Origin of the sequence: Agrobacterium sp. P15N1-A, from assembly GCF_044626815.1 — a bacterium.
GTDB lineage: Bacteria > Pseudomonadota > Alphaproteobacteria > Rhizobiales > Rhizobiaceae > Agrobacterium > Agrobacterium leguminum.
The window spans coordinates 745,311-766,778 of record NZ_JBIUPF010000002.1 but is presented as its reverse complement, the minus strand read 5'-3'; the positions used below and the strand labels follow the sequence as shown (position 1 = coordinate 766,778).

Sequence of the window (21,468 nt, the reverse complement as noted above, 5' to 3'; positions counted from 1 at the left end):
AGTAAAGATTTTTATCAGCAATCTGAATATTAGGGATAAAGGGACCATCATCATGACCATTGCGGAGCCGTCAGCGCCTGTAGCAGACATTGAGCAGAGCCGCGTCAAGCGCCTGAAAGCTGCGACGCGCGGCGCGCATGGCGATCTCGATGCCTTCATCATGGCGTCGAAGCCGTTCGAGAGCCGGGACAACTTCGGCAAATTCGTGGAAACGCAATATCTTTTCCATCGTGACCTCGATGTCTTCTTTTCCAATGCGACGCTCGATGGCCTGCTTCCCGATCTCAAGGGACGCCGCCGTCTCTCCATGATCGAGCAGGACCTTGCCGATCTCGGCCTTTCCATTCCCGAAACGGCCGAGCCGCGCTTTACCGGTGAAACGCCGTTCGATCTGCCCGAGGCCATGGGTTGGCTTTATGTGGTCGAAGGCTCCAATCTGGGCGCTGCTTTCCTGCTGAAAGATGCTGCCAAGCTCGGTCTGAATGAAGAATTCGGCGCGCGCCATCTGGCCGGCGCTCCGGAAGGACGCGGACTGCACTGGCGCACCTTTACCGCCGCGCTCGATGAAATTTCGCTGACGGTCGAAGAAGAAGAGCGGGTCATCGCCGGTGCGGAAGCCGCTTTCCGGGCCGTGCATGCCTATGCGCAGCAGCGCCTCGTCTGAGATTTCGGCATAGCTTTGCGATTGTTCTCCTCATCGCGTAGACGTGCCCCGTTGCGCGTGTGTGTTCGATTGAGTCGTAAAATCCCTGCGCCGTCACCCCGGACTTGATCCGGGGTCCAGTGCGATCAAGTGCTTGATCGCGAAAGGCTCCTCTCACGGCGCGGACGCGCCGTGGCTGGATGCCGGCTCGAGGCCGGCATGACGGAAGAGAGGTCTTCGAATGCCATGCAGCGCTCCAAGACCGATGTAAGAGCCACCCATTCCCCACAGATTGCGTTCGATATTTGCCGAATAAACAGGCAAATAATTTTATCGAATGATAAAAATTTTATCTTTTGGTAAAAATAATTTGCCTCCAAAATTTTATCCATTTGATAAAATTATTTTATTTGGTCTGGCACAGAACCTGCTACTCTTTTGCCAAGTCAGGAGACACCTGATGCAAAAAAGGGAACAGCAAGATGGAAGTTGGTGTTTTTATCCCGATCGGGAACAATGGTTGGCTGCTGTCAGAAAACGCGCCGCAATACAAACCGAGCTTCGACCTGAATAAGGCCATCACGTTGAAGGCGGAGCAATATGGTTTCGACTTCGCGCTTTCGATGATCAAGCTGCGCGGCTTTGGCGGCAAGACCGAATTCTGGGACTATAATCTGGAATCCTTCACGCTGATGGCGGGCCTTGCCGCTGTCACCTCCAAGATCAAGCTCTTTGGCACGGCCGCGACGCTGGTCATGCCGCCGGCCATCGTTGCCCGCATGGCGACGACCATCGATTCCATTTCCGGTGGCCGTTTCGGCATCAATCTGATTACCGGCTGGCAGCGGCCGGAATACAGCCAGATGGGGCTTTGGCCGGGCGACGATTATTTCGGCGACCGTTATGAATATCTCGGCGAATATACCTCCATCTTGAAAGAGCTGCTGACCGAGGGCCAGTCGGACTACAAGGGCAAGTTCTTCCAGATGGAGGATTGCCGCATGAAGCCGGTGCCGCAGGGCGACGTCAAACTCATCTGCGCCGGCTCTTCCAATTCCGGCATGGCGTTTTCGGCCAAGTTCGCCGATTACAGCTTCTGCTTCGGCGTCGGCGTCAATACGCCGAAGGCTTTCGCACCCACCAATGAGCGGCTGCTGGCTGCAACGGAAAAGACCGGCCGCGAGGTGAAATCCGTCGTGCTGACGATGATCCTTGCCGAGGAAAAATCCGAGGATGCCTGGGCGAAATGGGAGCATTACAAGGCCGGTGCGGATGAGGATGCCATCAAGTGGCTCGGCCTGCAAAGCGCCGTCGATACCAAATCCGGCTCCGACACCAATGTCCGGCACATGTCCAATCCCGTCTCGGCGGTCAACATCAACATGGGAACGCTGATCGGCTCCTATGAGGAAGTGGCGGCCATGCTGGACGAGATGAGCGAAGTGCCGGGAACGGGCGGCGTGATGCTGACATTCGACGATTTCCTCGAAGGCGTCGAAAAATTCGGCAAATATGTGCAACCGCTGATGAAGAGCCGCGCGCATGTTCAGGCTGCACTGGAGGCTGCGGAATGAGTGAAGCCGTCGTGGCGGGTTACAAGGGGCCGGAAAGCCGTTCGGAAAGCGTGACGCTTCCCGCCCGGCCGGAGCCGATCACCCTCAAACCCAGCGAAACCGCCGTTGTCGTGGTCGACATGCAGAACGCCTATTCGACCGAGGGCGGTTATGTCGATCTGGCCGGGTTCGATATTTCCGGGGCCAAGGGCACCATCGCCAACATCAAGAAGACGCTGGATGCCGCGCGGGCGGCGGGCGTTCAGGTCATTTATTTCCAGAATGGCTGGGACAAGGACTATGTCGAGGCGGGCGGGCCGGGTTCGCCCAACTGGCACAAGTCCAACGCGCTGAAGACCATGCGCAAGAGGCCGGAGCTGCAGGGCCAACTGCTGGCCAAGGGCACGTGGGACTATGCCATCGTCGACGAGTTGCAGCCGCAGCCCGGCGATATTCTGGTGCCGAAGACGCGTTATAGCGGTTTCTTCAACACCAATATGGACAGCGTACTGCGCGCCCGCGGCATCCGCAATCTGGTGTTTGTCGGCATCGCCACCAATGTCTGCGTGGAAAGCTCGCTGCGCGATGCCTTCCATCTCGAATATTTTGGGGTGATGCTGGAGGACGCCACGCATCATCTTGGCCCGGACTATATCCAGCAGGCGACGGTCTACAATGTCGAAAAGTTTTTCGGCTGGGTCGCCACCGTCAATGATTTCTGCGGCGTCATCTCGCAGGCCGCACCCGTCAGCGCTTGATATCCAACCACAAGAGGAGAACGAAATGCCGAAGAAGATCGTCGTGCCCGCCGGCACCAGCAAACCCATCGCTCCCTTTTCGCCGGGAACCCTTGCCGATGGCGTGGTTTACGTTTCCGGTACGCTGCCTTTCGACAAGGACAATAATGTCGTGCATGTGGGCGATGCCAGCGCGCAGACCCGTCATGTTCTGGAAACCATCAAGTCCGTCATCGAAACCGCCGGCGGCACGATGGAGGACGTGACGATGAACCATATCTTCATCACCGACTGGGCGAATTACCAGGCCGTCAACACGGTCTATGCTGAATATTTCCCCGGCGACAAGCCGGCGCGTTATTGCATTCAGTGCGGCCTCGTAAAGCCCGACGCGCTGGTGGAAATCGCCACCGTCGCCCATATCGGCAAATAGGGCGAAACGGCAGATGATGCATTTCGAGGTTCATGGCCGGACTGATCCTGAGGCGCCCACAATCCTGCTGTCATCGGGGCTGGGCGGATCGGGAGCCTATTGGGCGCCGCAGATCGAAGCCCTTTCCGATCATTTTCGGATCGTCACCTACGATCATCGCGGAACCGGCAGGACCGGCGGCGAGGTGCCGCTGGATGGCGGCATATCGGCGATGGCGGATGATGTGCTGGAAATCGTCTCGGCGCTGAACCTCGAGAAATTCCACTTCATGGGCCATGCGCTTGGCGGTCTGATCGGCCTCGATATCGCGCTGCGCAGGCCCGGCCTTATCGACAGGCTCGTTCTTGTCAATGCCTGGAGCAAGGCCGATCCGCATTCCGGGCGCTGCTTCGATGTGCGGATCGAGCTTCTGGAGAAATCCGGCGTCGAGGCTTTCGTGAAAGCCCAGCCGCTGTTTCTTTATCCGGCCGCCTGGATGTCGGAACATCAGGAGCGGCTGGCGCGGGACGATGCCCATGGCGTCGCACATTTTCAGGGCAAGTCGAACGTGCTTCGGCGCATCGCGGCGCTGAGGTCCTTCGATGTGGATACTCGCCTCGGCGAGATCGGCAATCCGGTTCTGGTGATAGGCACGAAAGACGATCTTCTGGTGCCCTACACCCGCTCCTTGCGTCTCGTTGAGGGTTTGCCGCAGGGCGAACTCTGCCTTCTCGATTTCGGGGCGCATGCGGTCAATATTACCGAAGCTGACCTTTTCAACGCTCGGCTTTTGCAGTTTCTGCTACCGGCAACACGAACATTCTGACGGGATTTTTAGGACAATGACGACAGCACTCGACGACAAGGCACTTGCAGCACTTTTCACCGCGGCCCGCACCCATAATGGCTGGGCTGACAAGCCGGTCGGCGACGAGACGCTGAGAGAGCTTTACGATCTGACGAAGATGGGCCCGACCTCGGCCAATTGCTCGCCGGGGCGTTTCGTGTTCGTGCGCAGCCAGGAAGCGAAAGAAAAACTGAGGCCGGCGCTTTCGTCGGGCAATCTTGAAAAGACCATGGCGGCACCCGTCACCGTGATCGCCGCCATTGATCGCGAATTTTACGAGAAACTGCCGATGCTGTTTCCGCATGCCGATGCCCGTTCGTGGTTCACCTCCAGCCCGGCCGTGGCCGAGGAGACGGCCTTTCGCAACGCCACGCTGCAGGCGGGTTATCTCATCCTAGCAGCCCGCTCGTTGGGACTGGATACCGGGGCAATGTCCGGTTTCGACAAGGGCAAGGTGGATACGGCGTTTTTCGCAGGCACGACGTGGAAGTCCAATTTCCTGATCAATCTGGGCTATGGCGATCCGTCGAAGCTTTTCGGACGGTTGCCCCGCCTTGGCTTCGAAGACGCCTGTGTGCTGGCTTGATGGCCTGTTAAGGAAGGATGGGTTAGATGCAGATGATGTCTCTTGAAAAGGAAGCGGAAATGGAGACGAAGACTGCACAGCAGCGCAGCCTCGATTATAGAAACGCCATGGCGCGGCTCGGTGCGGCGGTCAATATCGTCACCACGGACGGGGCGGTAGGTCGTGCAGGCTTTGCAGCGACGGCGGTTTGCAGCGTTTCCGACAATCCGCCCACGCTTCTTATCTGCCTCAACCGCAATTCTTCCGCCTACAGGGTGGTGAAGGCCAATGGTGTCGTCTGCGTCAACACGCTCGCCGCCCATCACGAGGTGCTGAGCACGCTTTTCGGCGGCAAGACGCCGGCGGAGGAACGTTTCGCCGCCGGAAGCTGGGGTGTGCTTGAAACCGGCGCGCCGGTTCTGGAGGACGCGCTTGTGTCTTTCGACTGCCGCATCCGCGAGGCGCATGACGGCGGCACGCATGATATTCTGATCTGCGAGGTTGTGGATATGAAGATCAATGCGGGCGATGAGGCGCTGATGTATTTCAACCGGCGTTACCGGGTGCTTTGAGCGCGGTCTTTTGAAAGTTGGAAGTGGCGGCAGCCTATCGACAAAGTCCCGCGGAACGGTTCCGTTTGGCGCGGCCGTAGCATCCGCACACCTTCACCCCGGACTAGATCCGGGGTCCAGCGCGATCAAGGACTCGATCGCGTAAGACTCTTTTCACGGCGCAGACGCGCCGTGGCTGGATGCCGGATCAAGTCCGGCATGACGGACGAAACGTATCGTCGTTTCTCAGAAATTCGAAGGCGTTTCCGGCCTCCCGGAAACGCCCTTTTCATTTACTTGATCAGCGGCAGAAGATCGTTGATCGACTTCTTGGCGTCGCCGTAGAACATGCGGGTATTGTCCTTGTAGAACAGCGGGTTCTCGATACCGGAGTAACCCGTGCCCTGGCCGCGCTTGGAGACGATGACCAGTTTGGACTTCCACACTTCCAGAACCGGCATGCCGGCAATCGGTGAGTTCGGATCGTCCTGGGCGGCCGGATTGACGATGTCGTTGGAGCCGATGACGATGACGACGTCGGTACTGGGGAAGTCCTCGTTGATCTCGTCCATTTCCAGCACGATGTCGTAGGGCACCTTGGCCTCGGCCAAGAGCACGTTCATGTGGCCGGGAAGACGGCCTGCGACCGGGTGGATGGCGAAGCGCACGGTCTTGCCGTCGGCGCGCAGCTTGCGGGTGAGTTCGGAGACCGCGGCCTGCGCCTGCGCCACCGCCATGCCGTAGCCGGGAACGATGATGACGCTGTCGGCGTCATTCAGCGCGGCCGCCACGCCTTCGGCGTCGATCGCCACCTGCTCGCCCTCGATTTCCATCGCCGGACCCGTCGTGCCGCCGAAGCCGCCGAGGATGACCGAGATGAAGGAGCGGTTCATCGCCTTGCACATGATGTAGGAGAGGATCGCACCCGAGGAGCCGACCAGCGCGCCGGTGACGATCAGGAGATCGTTGCCGAGCGTGAAGCCGATGGCCGCCGCCGCCCAGCCCGAATAGCTGTTCAGCATCGAAACGACGACAGGCATGTCGGCGCCGCCGATGCCCATGATCAGGTGATAACCGATGAAGAAGGCGGCAAGCGTCATCAGCACCAGCGTCCACGCGCCGGCGCCGTTGCAATACATGATGAGCAGCACGAGCGACAGGATCGCAGCGCCGGCATTGAGCAGATGTCCGCCCGGCAACTTCTTCGCCTTGCCGTCCACCTTGCCGGCAAGCTTGCCGAAGGCGACGACGGAACCGGTGAAGGTGACAGCGCCGATGAAGACGCCGAGGAAGACCTCGACCTTCATGATCGCCAATTCCACCGGCGTCTTGTGGGCGAGGATGGCGGAAAAGCCCGTCAGCAGCGAACGCGCCGTCTCATCGAGCGAGGCGACATGCGCTTCCTCGATATGGGCGTTGAAGCCGATGAAGACGGCGGCGAGGCCGACGAAGGAGTGAAGGGCTGCAACAAGCTGCGGCATTTCGGTCATCTGCACGCGGCTTGCGACGAAGTAGCCGAGAACGGAGCCACCCGCCAGCATCAGCAGCACCACGAGCCACTGCCCGACGCCCTTGCTGATCTCAGGGCCGAAGACGGTGGCGACGATGGCGAGACCCATGCCGACAATGCCGTACCAGACGGCGCGTTTGGCGCTTTCCTGTCCGGAAAGACCGCCGAGAGAAAGGATGAAAAGAACGGCTGCGGCAACATAGGCCGCGGAAACGATACCAATGGTCATAAAGTGTCCCCTACACGGCTCAGGACTTCTGGAACATGGCGAGCATGCGCCGTGTCACGAGGAAACCACCGACGATGTTGATCGTCGCGATCAGGACGGAAAGCGAGGCGAGGATCACCACCAGCCAGTTGCCGGAACCGATCTGCAGCAATGCGCCGATGATGACGATGCCGGAAATCGCGTTCGTCACCGCCATCAGCGGCGTGTGCAGCGAGTGGCTGACATTCCAGATGACCTGGAAACCGACGAAGCAGGCCAGCACGAAAACGATGAAGTGGCTCATGAAGCTTGCCGGCGCGAAAGCGCCCACCAGAAGCAGGATCGCCGTACCGATGGCGAGCAGGCCGACCTGGCTTTTCGTCTGCGCCTTGAAGTCCGCATGTTCCTTGGCGTGCTTTTCTTCAGGCGTGAGTTCTTTTGCTCTTTCCTTCGGCTTCTGCGCGGCAATCGCCTGAATTTTCGGCGGCGGCGGGGGATAAGTGATTTCACCCTGATAGGTGACCGTCGCACCGCGGATGACGTCGTCTTCCATGTTGTGAACCGGCTTGCCGTCCTTTGCGGGCGTCAGGTCGGTCATCATGTGGCGGATGTTGGTGGAATAGAGCGTCGAGGCCTGTGTCGCCATGCGGCTCGGGAAATCCGTATAGCCGATGACGATGACGCCATTGTCGGAAACGACACGGCTGTCGGGAACCGTGAGGTCGCAGTTGCCGCCGCGTTCGGCGGCGAGGTCGATGATGACCGAACCCGGCTTCATCATCGCCACCATGTCGGCGAGCCAGAGTTTCGGGGCGTCGCGGCCCGGAATGAGCGCCGTGGTGATGACGATATCGATCTGCGGCGCGAGCTCGCGGAATTTCTCGAGCTGCTTCTCGCGGAACTCCGGCGAGGAGGGGGCGGCATAACCGCCGGTGGCGGCGCCGTCCTGCTGCTGATCGGCGAAATCGAGATAGACGAATTCCGCGCCCATGGATTCGATCTGTTCGGCCACTTCCGGGCGAACGTCGAAGGCATAGGTGATGGCGCCGAGCGATGTGGCCGTGCCGATGGCGGCAAGACCGGCGACGCCTGCGCCGATGACCAGAACCTTGGCGGGCGGCACCTTGCCGGCGGCGGTGACCTGACCGGTGAAGAAGCGGCCGAAATTATTGCCGGCCTCGATCACCGCGCGATAACCGGCGATATTGGCCATGGAGGACAGCGCGTCCATTTTCTGGGCGCGGGAAATGCGCGGCACCATGTCCATGGCGATGACATTCGCGCCCTTTTCCTTCGCCTGCTCCAGAAGATCCTTGTTCTGGGCGGGATAGAAGAACGAGATCAGCGTCTTGTCCGAAGACAGGCGATCAATCTCCGACGTTTCCGGCGGACGAACCTTGGCGATGATGTCGGAACCGGCGTAAAGCGCATCGGCGCTGTCGACGATCGTCACACCGGCTGCGCGATAGGCGTCGTCGGAAAAACCCGCCGCCTTGCCTGCACCGGTTTCAAGAATGCAATCATATCCGAGTTTCTGCAATGCCTGGGCGCTGTCGGGCGTCATGCCGACGCGCGCCTCGCCCTCATATAATTCCTTAGGTGTCCCGATTCTCAAAATGGCTCTCCCTCTGCCTGATAATATAGGGGGGTCATAACCTATTCAGGGGGGCTTTGTCTCCATATTGATTTTGTCTTGCCTGCGACGGAATGACAGCCCGCTGCGACAGTCTTGTTCGATATGCGGACGTATCGCGCAATAAAAGAACCCGGCGCTGAAGCGCCGGGTTCCGAAAATGTCAAATAGGGTATGGCTCAATCCATGGCGTGGATATCGCGATCCTTGGTTTCCGGCAGGAACAGCAGGCCGACGACCAGCGTGATGCCTGCGAAGATGATCGGGTACCAGAGGCCGTAATAGATGTCGCCCTTCGCCGCGCTCATCGCAAAGGCGGTGGCGGGCAGAAGGCCGCCGAACCAGCCGTTACCGATGTGGTATGGCAGCGACATGCCGGAATAGCGGATGCGGGTCGGGAACAGTTCGACCAGCAGGGCCGCGATCGGGCCGTAGACCATCGTCACGTAGATGACGAGGACGGTCAGGACCGCGATGATGACGACCCAGTTCACGGCGGCCGGATCGGCCACCATGGAGAAGGTGCCGCCGCCGGCTACGGTGTAGACGGCCATTTCCGCCGCACCTGCGGCTTCTGTCGGTGTCAGCAGCTTGTCCGCCACCAGCTTGTCGGTCGCGACCATTTTCTTGTCGGCAGCGCGAACGGCCTCCGCATTGAGGTTAAGCTCCGGGTTTGCGGCAATGAAGGCATCCAGTTTCGCGTCCGGCACCTGTGCCGCGCCGCGCACCAGCGGGTAGCCGCCATCGTGAAGCGCCATGTTGACCTGCTTCTGGAAGGCCTTGTCCTTGGCTGCCGCATCCGCGCCGGCAGTGGCCGCGTCGTAGCTGGCGATGGTCGCATCGCCGATCTTGATGCTGGCCGGCTGGCCAGCTGCCCCTGCAACCACGTCATAGGGAACGGAGTTGCGCGTCAGGAACGAGGTGGCGATATCGCAGGATGTGGTGAACTTCGCCGTGCCGGTCGGGTTGAACTGGAACTTGCAGTCGCCGGGGGCTGCGGTCACGGTGGCGCGAACGCTGGACTGGGCTTGTGCAAGCGCCGGGTTGCCGGCCCATGTCAGTGCCTTGAACAGCGGGAAGTAGGTCAGCATGGCGAGGATGAGACCGGCCATGATGATCGGCTTGCGGCCGATCTTGTCGGAAAGCCAGCCGAAGATGACGAAGAAGCTGGTGCCGAGGATGAGGGCCGCCGCCACCATGATGTTGGCGGACTGGCCGTCGACCTTCAGAATGCTCTGCAGGAAGAACAGTGCGTAGAACTGGCCCGTATACCAGACAACGGCCTGGCCGATGACGGCGCCGACGAGCGCGACGAGCGCGATCTTGGCGTTTTTCCACTGGCCGAAGGCTTCGCTCAGCGGCGCTTTCGAGGTCTTGCCTTCTTCCTTCATTTTCTTGAAGGCCGGAGATTCGTTCATTTTCAGACGAATCCAGACCGACACGCCGAGCAGCAGAACGGAGACGAGGAAGGGAATGCGCCAGCCCCAGGCGGCGAAGGCTTCCTTGCCGAGTGCGAACTGCACGCCGAGAATGACGACCAGCGACAGGAACAGGCCGAGCGTCGCTGTCGTCTGGATCCACGAGGTGTAATAGCCCCTGCGGCCGTTCGGTGCGTGTTCGGCGACGTAGGTTGCCGCACCGCCATATTCACCGCCGAGCGCCAGGCCCTGCAGCATGCGCAGAACGATCAGGATGATCGGAGCGGCAATGCCGATCTGCGATGCGCCGGGCAGGACGCCGACGAGGAAGGTCGAAACGCCCATGATGAGGATGGTGATGAGGAAGGTATATTTGCGGCCGACAATGTCGCCCAGACGGCCGAATACCAGCGCGCCGAAGGGGCGCACGAGGAAGCCGGCGGCGAAGGCCAAAAGCGCAAAGATGTTGCGTGTCGTTTCCGGATATTGGCTGAAGAAGTTCGCGCCGATATAGATCGCGAGCGAGCCGTATAGATAAAAATCGTACCATTCGAAGACTGTTCCGAGAGAAGAGGCGAAGATCACCTTCTTCTCTTCACCCGTCATTGGACGGGCGGCGCCGCTCACGGCTGCAACATTTGCCATTGTCTGTCCTCCACAGATGTCCCAATCGGCGCATTGCGGAGCCCATCTCTCTCCTCCGGACTCCCCATAAGGGTGCAATGCGCGGAGTGTCAGAGTGACAGAAAATTAACTGCAATAAGAGCGATGCTTTCGGATTATGACTTTAGTCTAATGCAAGACGTCCCGAAAATGTCGCGAGGCCGATTTGGCGTCTTGCGCAAGGCGTCTCCAAACGCGCCTTTTTTCTTGACACAACCGAGAAACCTTCTAATAGCTTCTCGCGAAGAAGGAGCATCACCTTGCGCATGCATGTTGCAGACATGTTCGTCATGGAAGGACCGGCACAATTGGCCGGCGATGATCCGCGCCTTTCTCATTCTACCCGAATTACGGCCAAAACGACGATTAAAACCGTCTAACGTCTCTGGCCACCGCTCTCTCCCCGGTTTGGCTGGGGATCGAGGAAGCCGCAATGCGATGCGGGTTCCCACCTCACCAAAAAGAGGAGAGACAGAAAGAGAGCTTGATCATGGGTTTCAAAGTTGCAATTGCAGGCGCCACCGGCAACGTCGGTCGCGAAATGCTCAATATCCTGGCCGAACGCGGTTTCCCCGCCGATGAAGTCGTGCCGCTCGCTTCCGCCCGCTCGCAGGGCACGGAAGTCTCCTATGGCGACCGCACGCTGAAGGTCTCGAACCTCGAGAACTACGATTTTTCCGACACGGATATTTGCCTGATGTCGGCCGGCGGCGATGTTTCCAAGAAGTGGTCGCCGAAGATCGGCCAGCAGGGCTGCGTCGTCATCGACAACTCTTCCGCATGGCGCTACGACCAGGACGTTCCGCTGATCGTTCCGGAAGTCAATGCCGATGCGGTTGCGGGCTTCACCAAGAAGAACATCATCGCCAATCCCAATTGCTCCACGGCGCAGCTCGTCGTCGCGCTGAAGCCGCTGCATGACTTCGCCAAGATCAAGCGCGTCGTCGTCTCCACCTACCAGTCGGTTTCCGGCGCCGGCAAGGAAGGCATGGACGAGCTGTTCCAGCAGACCCGCGCCGTCTTCGTGGCCGATCCGGTCGAAGCCAAGAAGTTCACCAAGCGCATCGCCTTCAACGTCATTCCGCATATCGACGTCTTCATGGAAGACGGCTACACCAAGGAAGAGTGGAAGGTTCTGGCCGAAACCAAGAAGATGCTCGATCCGAAGATCAAGGTAACCTGCACGGCCGTGCGCGTTCCTGTCTTCATCGGTCATTCGGAATCGGTCAATATCGAGTTCGAAAACGAGATCACCGCCGATCAGGCGCGCGATATCCTGCGCGAAGCGCCGGGTTGCCTCGTCATCGACAAGCGCGAAAACGGCGGCTACATCACCCCGGTTGAATCCGCCGGTGAGGACGCGACCTATATCTCGCGCATCCGCGAAGATGCGACGGTCGAAAACGGCCTCAACCTGTGGGTTGTTTCCGACAATCTGCGCAAGGGTGCGGCTCTCAACGCCGTCCAGATCGCCGAACTCTTGATCAATCGTGGTTTCATCAAGCCCCGCAAGGCGGCTGCCTGATACCATTTTTTAAGGTTCGTTAAGTATAACCCGTCTGTTCTGTGTGGGGCAGGCGGGTTTCATAATTGGCGACGATCACGGCCAGTTTATTTGCAGGCCTTGCTGCCGAAAGGCAATTTAGGCCGCCAAAAAGCAATTTGGCACCTGAATCATACAGTATTGACGGTTTGGTTCTCGGGAAAAATTCCCCAAAGGATATCGAAGGCAGATTTTGATGCGGGCAATGAAGGTAATTCTGGCTGGTGCGGCCATGGTTTCGGTTCTGGCAGCGACGCCGGTTATGGCCGCGCAATGCGGCAACACTTCGGCGGGCTTCGATGCCTGGGTCGGCGCCTTCAAGCAGGAAGCGGCGGGCCGCGGCGTCAGCGCCTCGGTGCTCGACCGTGCTTTCTCCGGCGTCTCCTACAACCAGGCGACGATCCGCGCAGACCGCGGCCAGCACAGCTTCAAGCTCTCCTTCGAACAATTCATGCAGAAGCGCGGCGGTCAGACGATCATTTCGCGCGGCAAGACCATGAAGAAGAACAACGCTTCTCTCTTTGCTTCCATCGAGCGCGCCTATGGCGTGCCGGCCGGTCCGCTGCTCGCCATCTGGGGCATGGAAACCGGCTTTGGCGGCTTCATGGGCAACCAGCACACGCTTTCCGCCGTCGCGACGCTCTCCTTTGATTGCCGCCGGTCGGATTATTTCACCGAGCAGCTTTATGCGGCCCTCAAGCTCGTCGGCAGCGGTTCGCTGAACGTCAACGCCAAGGGTGCTGCCCATGGTGAAATCGGCCAGACGCAGTTCCTGCCGCTGAACGTCGTGCGTTACGGCGTTGATTTCGACCGCGACGGCCGGATCGATCTCGTCGGTTCGCGCGCCGATGCGCTGGCTTCCACGGCAAACTTCCTTGTCGGCCATGGCTGGCAGCGCGGCGCCGGTTATCAGCAGGGACAGGCGAACTACGCCGCCATCCAGGGCTGGAACGCCGCAAGCGTCTACCAGCAGGCCATCGCCTTCATCGGCAAGGCGATCGACGGCCAATAAGGTCGCTTTTCACGGGCTAAAATTTCGCTTCCGTCATGCCGGACTTGATCCGGCATCCAGCCACGGCGCGTCTGCGCCGTGGAGAAAGTCTTTCTCTATCAAGGACTTGATCGCGCTGGACCCCGGATCAAGTCCGGGGTGACGAGGCTTTGAAAATCACAGATCCGGACGACGAAAATCGCCCGTCTTGCCGTCCATCACCCACAATTCGCCGGTCGAAATATCGAACCATGCGCCGTGCAGCTTCACCTTGCCGGCGGTTTCCTGCGCCTTGACGAAGGGGAAGCCGCGCAGATTGGCGATGGAGTTGCGGATGGAAACGCGTTCCAGCGCGGTCTGGCGCTCGGAGGCGGTCATGACATCGTTGCTCTGGATCTGCTCGGCCGCGGATTTGACCATGTTCATCCATTTGCCGATGAAGTCACCCGGCGACAGCGGCTCGAGATTGGGATCGAGCGCTGCCTGGATACCGCCGCAGCGGCCGTGGCCCATGACGACGATATCCTTCACCTTCAGAACCTGAACGGCATATTCGATGGCGGCAGAGGTGGCGTGGTACTGCCCGTCCGGCTCGAAGGGCGGCACCATGTTGGCGACGTTGCGGACGACGAAAAGCTCTCCCGGGCCGCAGTCGAAAATGGTTTCCGGCGCGGAGCGGGAGTCACAACAGGCAATGAACAGGGTCTGCGGCTTCTGTCCGGTGTCGGCCAGAACGCGGTATCTTTCGCGCTCGTCGACATAGCGGCCGCTCATGAAGTTCTTGTAGCCGTTGAGAAGGGTTTCCGGAAAATCTTTCATCTATCGCAGTACCGTTGTGGTTGGACCGAGATCTAGAGAAGAACCCGGTGCGTTGAAGACCAATCCTTGAGCCGCTATTTGCGCTTGCTGCGCGAAGGATGCAAGAGATGACGCATCTGCACCATGGCCATGGGTGTGGAGAGGCTCGAAGAGTCCGTCTCCAGCGTCAGTTCGTTCATCTCGCGTTTTTTGGTGCGGGCCAGAATTTCGAACACGCTGGCGGTTGCGAGCTGCAGCGCCTTTTCGTCATCCATGCCTTCCAGCAGGCGGGCGAGGAACAGCGCCGACATCAGATCGCCAAGCCCGTTCGGCGCATTCTCAATGGCGCGATGTTCGGCAAGCAGCGCATGGCGGCCGCTGAGATAAAGATTGCCGGTGCCGCCCGTCATCATCGGCACGGCCGAGGTAACCAGCATTTTCGGCGGGCCCAGCGCAAGTGCGGCATCCATGATGGCATTGTTGGTCTCGAGCTCCGCGCCGCTCATCCAGGCCAGTTCATATCGGTTCGGCGTGGCGACGGTGGCAAGCGGAATGAGGTGATCGCGGATGGCTTCTGCGGTCTCGAGCGGAATGTAAAGCCCGCCCAGATCGCCCATGACCGGGTCGCAGGCGTAGATCAGCGCCGGGTTCTTTTCCTTCAGATTGCGGATCAGCCTTGCGACGGAGCGCACCTGCGCCGCACTGCCGAAATAACCGGTCAGAACAGCCTTGACCTCGCCGATCCATTTGGCGTTTTCGAGGTCGGTCATCGCCTTGTCGAAATCGTCGTCCTGAAAGCGCATCCGGGTGGAAGGGCCGTGGCCGGGATGCCAGGGCAAAACGATGGTGGGCACCGCCCAGACGGGATAACCGAGTGTCTCCAGCGCAAAGACCGCGGCGCGATTGCCGACGGAACCACGCATGACATGGCTGGAAATGACGATGACGGCGCCCTGTGTATTTTCCTGCATCACGGCCTTCTTGCTTTCAAACGAGGCAGAAAGCCCGCAAGTGCACCCCGCCTTGCCACTGCCCAAAGATCAAGATGCGCTCTCATGACATATCGCAAGGCCGGTTTCCACCGTTAATCCCGCAAGGGTCTGTCCCGCAAAAGCATGGCGCGGTCAGGTTCTTTGTCTCTGCCAGCGCTGCCCGCCTGTCATTGCGAGATTGCCGAAGTACTTTATAGTTGTACCATGCTCGATCTCGTCATTGCCTATTGGCCGCATATTCTTGCCGTTCTCTCGATTTTGATGGGAACCGTGGCGGCCGTGCATGCCACGATGACGAAGGAGGAGGTTCGCTCCGCGCTCGGTTGGGTCGGCGTCATCGTGCTGTCGCCCATCGTCGGCGCGGTCATCTATGCCATTGCCGGCATCAACCGTATTCGCCGGTCCAACATCACGCAGCAGCGGTCCTTCATGCAGGACGAGATCATGGATCGCGTGGCGCGTCTGGATGCCAGCGGCGAATTGATCGCCACGCGGTTCGGACGGCGTTTCGAGGCGATGAAGACGCTGGGCGACCGGGTGACGCGCCATGCGCTGACGACCGGCAACGGCATCGAGCCGCTGGTGACGGGGGATGCCGCCTATGCCGCCATGCTGGAGGCTATCGACGAGGCGAAGCGGTCGATCATTCTCGAAACATATATTTTCGACAATGACCGGATCGGCGCCCGCTTTGTCGCCGCACTCGAAAGGGCGAAGTTTCGCGGCGTGGAGGTGCGGGTGCTGGTGGATGCGGTGGGTGCGCGTTATTCCGTGCCGAGCATCCTGCCGACGCTTAGGGAAAAGGGCATCGTCTGCGATGTCTTCAATGGCAACGTCATCATGGGGCTGCGGCTGCCCTATGCCAATCTGCGTACCCACCGCAAGATCCTCGTGGTGGACGGGCGCATCGCGTTCAGCGGCGGCATGAATATCCGCGAGGGGTTCACCCTTGAGTTCGGCGGCGAAAGCCAGTCGCACGACACGCATTTCAAGACCACCGGGCCGGTGGTTTCGGATTTTTTCTCCATCGCGGCGGAGGACTGGCGGTTCACGACGGGCGAGCTTCTGGATGCGCCGGTCTGGGATATCGCCATTCCCGATGCCGTGCCGGGTTCGCAGATCGTCGCCCGCGTCTGCTCCTCCGGGCCGGACAAGAGCATCGAGACCAGTCACAAGATGCTGATGGGCGCGTTTTCCGTCGCGCGCTCCTCCATTCTCATCATGTCGCCCTATTTTCTCCCCGATCGGGAGCTTATTTCGGCGCTCATAACCGCAGCAAGGCGGGGAGTCGTGGTGGATATCATCGTGCCGAAAAGCAACAATCTGGTGCTTGTGGACAGGGCGATGACGGCGCAGTTCGACCAGATGCTGAAGAATTACTGCCGCATCTGGCGGGCGACGGGGGCTTTCAATCATTCCAAGCTTCTGGTGATCGACGGGCGCTGGAGCTACATTGGCTCTTCCAATCTCGATCCGCGTTCGCTGCGGTTGAACTTTGAGATCGATCTCGAAGTTATGGATGAGGAATTCGCCGCGACAATCGGCGAGCGCATCCGGGATGCAAGGGCAACCGCCTTGCCCGTGCGGCTCAGCGAACTGAATGCGCGGCCATTCGTTGTCCGTTTTGTGGAGCGTGTCCTGTGGCTCGCTTCGCCTTATCTTTAGAGTGCGGTGCGTCCGGCAGGGCGCTGCGCGAAACCGGAGGCATCGACGCGTGAAAAAGAACGGTTTGCTGGATGATGAAAAAACGGCCTTGACGAAAAACACCAGCCTGTCCGCCTTCGTCATGCAGTCGCTGCGCGACCGCCGCCAGCGCCAGAATGCGGCGCCAGCGACCAAAGACCATTCCTTCCCCGTCATCGCCTCCTACAATGTGCACAAATGCGTCGGCCGCGACCGCAAGTTCGACCCTGATCGCACCAGCCGCGTCATTCAGGAAATCGGCGCTGATATCATCGCGCTTCAGGAGGCGGACAGCCGTTTCGGCGAGCGTACCGGCCTGCTCGATCTCGCACGGCTGGAGCGGGAAAGCGGCCTCATCCCCGTGCCCGTGCAGGCCGGCGTGAAGGCGCATGGCTGGCACGGCAATGTCGTGCTGTTCAAGGAAGGGGCGGTGAGGGATGTGCATACGCTGAAATTGCCGGGGCTGGAGCCGCGCGGCGCGCTCGTCGTGGAGCTGGATCTGAAAAGCGGCGGCACGCTGCGGGTCATCGCCGCCCATTTCGGCCTGCTGCGGCATTCCCGCGCCCAGCAGGCGAAGGCGCTGATCGGCCTTCTGGAAGCACGCAACGAATGCGCGACCATCCTGATGGGAGACCTGAACGAATGGCGTCTCGGCAACGGGTCGTCGCTCAATACGTTCCGGGATGCTTTCGGCGCTTTGCCGCCGGCGGTGCCGAGTTTTCCGTCCAACCTGCCGGTGCTGGCGCTCGACAGGATCATCGCCAATCGTGAAGGGCTGATCGAGCAGGTGGAGGCGCATGACAGCGCGCTGGCGCGCATCGCCTCGGATCACCTGCCGTTGAAGGCCGCGGTGCGGACCGACCTGCTTCCGGCCTGATCCCGCTGCGGATGAGATGCCGCAAGCAGGAGAGCGGACCCAGGCAAGTGGGAAGTCGTTACGCTGCCGTCAGATGGCTGCGCGAACGGGCTTCCAGCAACGATGTGCGAATGGCTTCCATCAGCCGCTCACGGTTGTTTCTGGTCTTGCTTCTGTCCAGGTTCTGCGCGGAAAGCGCCAGATCCAGACCTTCATGCATCACTATCGAATAGGCAACGGTCGTTGCCCAGTTTTCGTATTCCTGCTCCATCATGCAGCCCCTGAACTAAATCATTTAGTCCGAATCACCCTGTTCTTGAGAATTTACCACAAAATACAAAGCATAAAATAGCATCGTTTCTTGCCGCTCCGTCGAGTTGGTTTGGATATATTGATTTTTGACAGGTTCAATGCGGGACAATATAGGTGATTTTTCCGCTTAAGCATTTGAAACTGATTCTATTTCAGTAGAGCCGCATAGACATTTCCAGCCATAAAAAACGCCGCGCATCTGATGATGCGCGGCGGGCTTGCTTCGAAGGTGGCGGTGGATGGGAGTGCGGTCTCAGCCGGCCTTTTCGAGCTTGTAGTCCGAATTGGCCGGTTCTTCCTGCTTGTGCTGGATGAGCGGACGATTGCCCGCCAGCCTGCGCACCAGCACGTAGAAGACCGGTGTCATGAAAATGCCGAAGAACGTTACGCCGATCATGCCGGAGAACACCGCGACACCCATGGCCGCACGCATTTCCGCACCTGCACCGGTGGAGACGACCAGCGGCACCACGCCCATGATGAAGGCGAGCGAGGTCATCAGGATCGGGCGCAGGCGAAGCCGGCTTGCCTCGATGGCCGCCTGAAGCGGCGTTCGTCCTTCGAATTCCAGTTCCCGGGCGAATTCCACGATCAGGATCGCGTTTTTCGCCGAGAGACCGACAAGGACGACAAGGCCGATCTGCGTAAAGATGTTGTTATCCCCTCCCGTCAGCCAGACACCCGTGAGGGCCGCAAGCACACCGAGCGGGACGATCAGGATGATCGCAATCGGCAAGGTGAGGCTTTCATATTGCGCGGCGAGCACGAGATAGACGAGCAGCAGCGCCAAGGGGAAGACCACGATGCTGGAATTGCCGGCCAGAATCTGCTGGTAGGTCAGGTCCGTCCATTCGTAGTCGACACCGGCGGGCAGGGTTTCGGCAAGGATTTTTTCAATCGCCGCCTGCGCCTGTCCCGAAGAGAAGCCCGGTGCCGGACCGCCGTTGATATCGGCCGCAAGGAAGCCGTTATAACGGTTGGTGCGCTCCGGCCCCGTCGTCGCATTTACCTTCAAGAGCGTCGACAGCGGGATCATTTGACCCGATGCGGAGCGAACCTTCAGGCGACCGATATCTTCGGCATGGGCGCGGAACTGGGAATCCGCCTGGACCCGCACGCTGTATGTCCGTCCGAAAGCATTGAAGTCGTTGACATAGAGCGAGCCGAGATAAATCTGCAGCGTCTGGAAGACGTCGCTGACGGAGACACCCAGCTGCTCGGCCTTGGCGCGGTCGAGATCGGCGAAGAGCTGCGGCACGTTGATCTGATAGCTGGAGAAGATGCCCGCCAGCTCCGGCGTCTGATAGGCCTTGCCGATCACTGCCTTCGCCGCTTCATCCAGCGTCTGATAGCCGTAGCCGGCGCGGTCTTCGATCTGCAGCTTGAAGCCGCCCGTCTGGCCGAGGCCGTTGACCGGCGGCGGCGGGAACATGGCGATGAAGGCATCCTGAATGCCCGCATATTTCTGGTTCAGCTGCATGGCGATGGCGCCGCCGGACAGTTCCGGTGTCTTGCGTTTTTCGAAATCATCGAGAACCGCAAAGACGATGCCGGAATTGGAGCCAATGGTGAAGCCGTTGATCGACAGGCCGGGGAAGGCGATGGCGTGGCTGACGCCGGGTGTTTCGAGCGCGATGTCGCTCATCCGCTTGATGACGCTTTCCGTGCGGTCGAGCGTTGCGCCGTCCGGAAGCTGGGCAAAACCGATCAGGTACTGCTTATCCTGCGCCGGCACGAAGCCGCTCGGGACGGTGGTGAACATGCCGTAGGTGGCGGCCACCAGTGCCATATAGACCATCATGACAAGGCTCTTGCGCGTCACCAGCCCGCCCACGGTCTTGCCGTAGCCATTGGAGGCCGCACCGAAGGCACGGTTGAAGCCGCGGAAGAACCAGCCGAGGATTTTGTCCATGAAGCGGGTCAGCCAGTCTTTCGGTGCGCCGTGCTCCTTCAGCAGCAGGGCTGCAAGAGCGGGCGACAGCGTCAGCGAGTTGATGGCCGAAATGACGGTGGAGATGGCGATGGTCAGCGCGAACTGCCGGTAGAACTGGCCGGACAGGCCGGAGATGAAGGCGAGCGGCACGAAAACGGCGACCAGAACCAGCGCGATTGCGATGATCGGGCCGGACACTTCGCGCATGGCCTTATAGGTGGCGTCACGCGGCGAGAGCCCGTTTTCAATGTTTCGCTCGACGTTTTCGACGACCACGATCGCGTCATCCACCACGATGCCGATGGCCAGCACAAGGCCGAACAGGGTCAAGGCATTGATGGAGAATCCGAAGGCATACATGACGGCGAAGGTGCCGATGATTGAGACCGGAACGGCGATCAGCGGAATGATCGACGCGCGCCAGGTCTGCAGGAACAGGATGACGACAAGCACCACGAGGCCAACGGCCTCGAGGAGTGTATCAACGACCTTCTCGATGGAGGAGCGCACGAATTTCGTCGTATCGTAGACGATCTCGTATTTCACACCATCAGGCATCGCCAGCTGCAGATTGTCCATCGTGGCGCGGACATTGTCGGCGATTTCGATGGCATTGGAGCCGGGGGCCTGAAGCACGGCGACAGCCACGGCGGGTTCGCCGTCGAGCAGCGAGCGCAGCGTGTAATCGGCCGCACCCAGTTCGATGCGGGCGACGTCACGCAGGCGGGTGATTTCACCATTGGCGCCGCTCTTGACGATGATGTTGCCGAATTCCTCCGGCGTCGTCAGACGGCCCTGCGCATTGACGTTGAGCTGCAGGTCAACACCATTAGGGCTTGGCGAAGCGCCGATGACGCCGGCTGCGGCCTGCACGTTCTGCTGGCGGATGGCGTCGGAGACGTCGCTGGCGGCCAGATCATGCTCTGCCACCTTCTGCGGATCGAGCCAGACGCGCATGGAATAGTCGCCTGCGCCGAAGACCTGCACCTGGCCAACACCTTCGATGCGGGCAAGGCGATCCTTGACGTTCAGCGTCGCATAGTTACGCAGATAGGTGATGTCATAGGCGTCGGTCTTCGAGACGAGGTTGACGACCATGATGAAGTCGGGCGAGCTCTTGACCGTCGTGATGCCGAGTGCGCGGACTTCCGCCGGCAGGCGCGGTTCGGCCTGCGACACGCGGTTCTGCACCAGCTGCTGCGCCTTATCGGGATCGGTGCCGAGCTTGAAGGTGACGGTCAGCGTCAGCACGCCGTCAGAGGTTGCCTGGCTGCCCATATAGAGCATGTCCTCGACGCCGTTGATCTGTTCTTCCAGCGGTGTCGCGACGGTTTCGGCGATAACGGTCGGGTTCGCGCCGGGATAGGTGGCGCGCACGACGACGGATGGCGGAACGACTTCGGGATATTCCGAAATCGGCAGGGCGCGCATGCCGAGAAGGCCTGCCACCACAATCAGGATCGACAACACGCCGGCGAATACCGGCCGGTCGACAAAAAATCTGGAAATATTCATATCCAGTCCCTCTCCGGGTCTTTGGGAATGCGAAGGCCGTTCCGGCGGCTATCCTGCCGCCGGTGAAGGCCGGTTCTGTCTGAAGGGGCGTCTCGCGAAAGCGCG

The 21,468-nt window shown here is 60.0% G+C and carries 18 protein-coding genes; 11 read left to right on the top strand and 7 right to left on the bottom strand.

All coding sequences use genetic code 11. From position 1 onward, the window contains the following. Positions 1-52: 52 nt before the first annotated feature. The 7 genes from ACIK7D_RS11695 to rutF all read left to right on the top strand — a co-directional run bounded on the left by ACIK7D_RS11695 (position 53) and on the right by rutF (position 5,329). Entirely contained in the window at positions 53-664 is a 612-nt protein-coding gene (locus ACIK7D_RS11695) for a biliverdin-producing heme oxygenase (RefSeq protein ID WP_135397854.1), read from the top strand. A gap of 461 nt (positions 665-1,125) precedes the next feature. After that, the gene (rutA, locus tag ACIK7D_RS11690) at positions 1,126-2,217 is read left to right on the top strand and encodes a pyrimidine utilization protein A (RefSeq protein WP_003524195.1); all 1,092 of its coding nucleotides are present in this window, start codon (positions 1,126-1,128) and stop codon (positions 2,215-2,217) included. After that, positions 2,214-2,954, top strand: a complete 741-nt coding sequence (gene rutB / locus ACIK7D_RS11685; RefSeq protein WP_003492071.1) for a pyrimidine utilization protein B — start codon at positions 2,214-2,216, stop codon at positions 2,952-2,954. Before rutA ends, rutB begins: the two co-directional genes overlap by 4 nt. Before the next feature lie 25 nt (positions 2,955-2,979). Then, on the top strand, positions 2,980-3,366 hold the full coding sequence (gene rutC / locus ACIK7D_RS11680) for a pyrimidine utilization protein C (RefSeq protein ID WP_003492069.1): 387 nt from the start codon (positions 2,980-2,982) through the stop codon (positions 3,364-3,366). 13 nt (positions 3,367-3,379) lie between these two features. Next, on the top strand, positions 3,380-4,171 hold the full coding sequence (gene rutD, locus ACIK7D_RS11675) for a pyrimidine utilization protein D (RefSeq protein ID WP_400156349.1): 792 nt from the start codon (positions 3,380-3,382) through the stop codon (positions 4,169-4,171). Positions 4,172-4,187: 16 nt separating this feature from the next. Continuing rightward, positions 4,188-4,778: a malonic semialdehyde reductase gene (locus ACIK7D_RS11670; protein ID WP_020810327.1), complete on the top strand. Its 591-nt coding sequence runs from the start codon at positions 4,188-4,190 to the stop codon at positions 4,776-4,778. A gap of 26 nt (positions 4,779-4,804) precedes the next feature. After that, positions 4,805-5,329 carry an NADH-dependent FMN reductase RutF gene (rutF, locus tag ACIK7D_RS11665; protein WP_400156348.1) on the top strand — a complete coding sequence of 175 codons (525 nt, stop codon included), beginning with the start codon at positions 4,805-4,807 and terminating at the stop codon, positions 5,327-5,329. Positions 5,330-5,601: 272 nt separating this feature from the next. Here the strand turns inward: rutF and ACIK7D_RS11660 are convergent, their stop codons facing one another. From ACIK7D_RS11660 to ACIK7D_RS11650, 3 genes are all read right to left on the bottom strand, one after another. Then, positions 5,602-7,047, bottom strand: a complete 1,446-nt coding sequence (locus ACIK7D_RS11660) for an NAD(P)(+) transhydrogenase (Re/Si-specific) subunit beta (RefSeq protein WP_400156347.1) — start codon at positions 7,045-7,047, stop codon at positions 5,602-5,604. Positions 7,048-7,066: 19 nt separating this feature from the next. Continuing rightward, positions 7,067-8,641 carry a Re/Si-specific NAD(P)(+) transhydrogenase subunit alpha gene (locus ACIK7D_RS11655; protein WP_127757678.1) on the bottom strand — a complete coding sequence of 525 codons (1,575 nt, stop codon included), beginning with the start codon at positions 8,639-8,641 and terminating at the stop codon, positions 7,067-7,069. A gap of 197 nt (positions 8,642-8,838) precedes the next feature. Continuing rightward, entirely contained in the window at positions 8,839-10,722 is a 1,884-nt protein-coding gene (locus ACIK7D_RS11650; protein WP_400156346.1) for an MFS transporter, read from the bottom strand. Positions 10,723-11,230: 508 nt separating this feature from the next. Here ACIK7D_RS11650 and ACIK7D_RS11645 point away from each other — a divergent pair. Continuing rightward, the gene (locus ACIK7D_RS11645) at positions 11,231-12,265 is read left to right on the top strand and encodes an aspartate-semialdehyde dehydrogenase (RefSeq protein ID WP_003522626.1); all 1,035 of its coding nucleotides are present in this window, start codon (positions 11,231-11,233) and stop codon (positions 12,263-12,265) included. Between the two features lie 214 nt (positions 12,266-12,479). Continuing rightward, positions 12,480-13,295 carry a lytic transglycosylase domain-containing protein gene (locus tag ACIK7D_RS11640; RefSeq protein ID WP_080815871.1) on the top strand — a complete coding sequence of 272 codons (816 nt, stop codon included), beginning with the start codon at positions 12,480-12,482 and terminating at the stop codon, positions 13,293-13,295. Between the two features lie 156 nt (positions 13,296-13,451). On the opposite strand, the gene ACIK7D_RS11635 is transcribed toward ACIK7D_RS11640, so the two are convergent. Continuing rightward, entirely contained in the window at positions 13,452-14,093 is a 642-nt protein-coding gene (locus ACIK7D_RS11635; protein ID WP_035224474.1) for a carbonic anhydrase, read from the bottom strand. A gap of 74 nt (positions 14,094-14,167) precedes the next feature. Then, positions 14,168-15,043 carry a pyridoxal kinase PdxY gene (pdxY, locus tag ACIK7D_RS11630; protein WP_080815873.1) on the bottom strand — a complete coding sequence of 292 codons (876 nt, stop codon included), beginning with the start codon at positions 15,041-15,043 and terminating at the stop codon, positions 14,168-14,170. Between the two features lie 225 nt (positions 15,044-15,268). Here pdxY and ACIK7D_RS11625 point away from each other — a divergent pair, with 225 nt between their 5' ends. Both ACIK7D_RS11625 and ACIK7D_RS11620 read left to right on the top strand, forming a co-directional pair. Continuing rightward, on the top strand, positions 15,269-16,729 hold the full coding sequence (locus tag ACIK7D_RS11625; RefSeq protein WP_080815875.1) for a phosphatidylserine/phosphatidylglycerophosphate/cardiolipin synthase family protein: 1,461 nt from the start codon (positions 15,269-15,271) through the stop codon (positions 16,727-16,729). A gap of 49 nt (positions 16,730-16,778) precedes the next feature. Beyond that, positions 16,779-17,624 (top strand): endonuclease/exonuclease/phosphatase family protein, encoded by an 846-nt coding sequence (locus tag ACIK7D_RS11620; RefSeq protein WP_080815877.1) that lies wholly within the window; start codon positions 16,779-16,781, stop codon positions 17,622-17,624. Between the two features lie 58 nt (positions 17,625-17,682). Here the strand turns inward: ACIK7D_RS11620 and ACIK7D_RS11615 are convergent, their stop codons facing one another. After that, positions 17,683-17,877, bottom strand: a complete 195-nt coding sequence (locus ACIK7D_RS11615) for a hypothetical protein (protein WP_003522620.1) — start codon at positions 17,875-17,877, stop codon at positions 17,683-17,685. Positions 17,878-18,168: 291 nt separating this feature from the next. Further along, the gene (locus tag ACIK7D_RS11610) at positions 18,169-21,363 is read right to left on the bottom strand and encodes an efflux RND transporter permease subunit (RefSeq protein WP_400156345.1); all 3,195 of its coding nucleotides are present in this window, start codon (positions 21,361-21,363) and stop codon (positions 18,169-18,171) included. Positions 21,364-21,468: the final 105 nt, after the last annotated feature.

What these genes read in the sequence shown, in the direction of transcription:
- ACIK7D_RS11695 (WP_135397854.1), top strand. Translation starts at nt 53, where the DNA reads ATGACCATTGCGGAGCCGTCAGCGCCTGTAGCAGACATTGAGCAGAGC.
- rutA (WP_003524195.1), top strand. Translation starts at nt 1,126, where the DNA reads ATGGAAGTTGGTGTTTTTATCCCGATCGGGAACAATGGTTGGCTGCTG.
- rutB (WP_003492071.1), top strand. Translation starts at nt 2,214, where the DNA reads ATGAGTGAAGCCGTCGTGGCGGGTTACAAGGGGCCGGAAAGCCGTTCG.
- rutC (WP_003492069.1), top strand. Translation starts at nt 2,980, where the DNA reads ATGCCGAAGAAGATCGTCGTGCCCGCCGGCACCAGCAAACCCATCGCT.
- rutD (WP_400156349.1), top strand. Translation starts at nt 3,380, where the DNA reads ATGATGCATTTCGAGGTTCATGGCCGGACTGATCCTGAGGCGCCCACA.
- ACIK7D_RS11670 (WP_020810327.1), top strand. Translation starts at nt 4,188, where the DNA reads ATGACGACAGCACTCGACGACAAGGCACTTGCAGCACTTTTCACCGCG.
- rutF (WP_400156348.1), top strand. Translation starts at nt 4,805, where the DNA reads ATGCAGATGATGTCTCTTGAAAAGGAAGCGGAAATGGAGACGAAGACT.
- ACIK7D_RS11660 (WP_400156347.1), bottom strand. Translation starts at nt 7,047, where the DNA reads ATGACCATTGGTATCGTTTCCGCGGCCTATGTTGCCGCAGCCGTTCTT.
- ACIK7D_RS11650 (WP_400156346.1), bottom strand. Translation starts at nt 10,722, where the DNA reads ATGGCAAATGTTGCAGCCGTGAGCGGCGCCGCCCGTCCAATGACGGGT.
- ACIK7D_RS11645 (WP_003522626.1), top strand. Translation starts at nt 11,231, where the DNA reads ATGGGTTTCAAAGTTGCAATTGCAGGCGCCACCGGCAACGTCGGTCGC.
- ACIK7D_RS11640 (WP_080815871.1), top strand. Translation starts at nt 12,480, where the DNA reads ATGCGGGCAATGAAGGTAATTCTGGCTGGTGCGGCCATGGTTTCGGTT.
- ACIK7D_RS11635 (WP_035224474.1), bottom strand. Translation starts at nt 14,093, where the DNA reads ATGAAAGATTTTCCGGAAACCCTTCTCAACGGCTACAAGAACTTCATG.
- pdxY (WP_080815873.1), bottom strand. Translation starts at nt 15,043, where the DNA reads ATGCAGGAAAATACACAGGGCGCCGTCATCGTCATTTCCAGCCATGTC.
- ACIK7D_RS11625 (WP_080815875.1), top strand. Translation starts at nt 15,269, where the DNA reads ATGCTCGATCTCGTCATTGCCTATTGGCCGCATATTCTTGCCGTTCTC.
- ACIK7D_RS11615 (WP_003522620.1), bottom strand. Translation starts at nt 17,877, where the DNA reads ATGATGGAGCAGGAATACGAAAACTGGGCAACGACCGTTGCCTATTCG.
- ACIK7D_RS11610 (WP_400156345.1), bottom strand. Translation starts at nt 21,363, where the DNA reads ATGAATATTTCCAGATTTTTTGTCGACCGGCCGGTATTCGCCGGCGTG.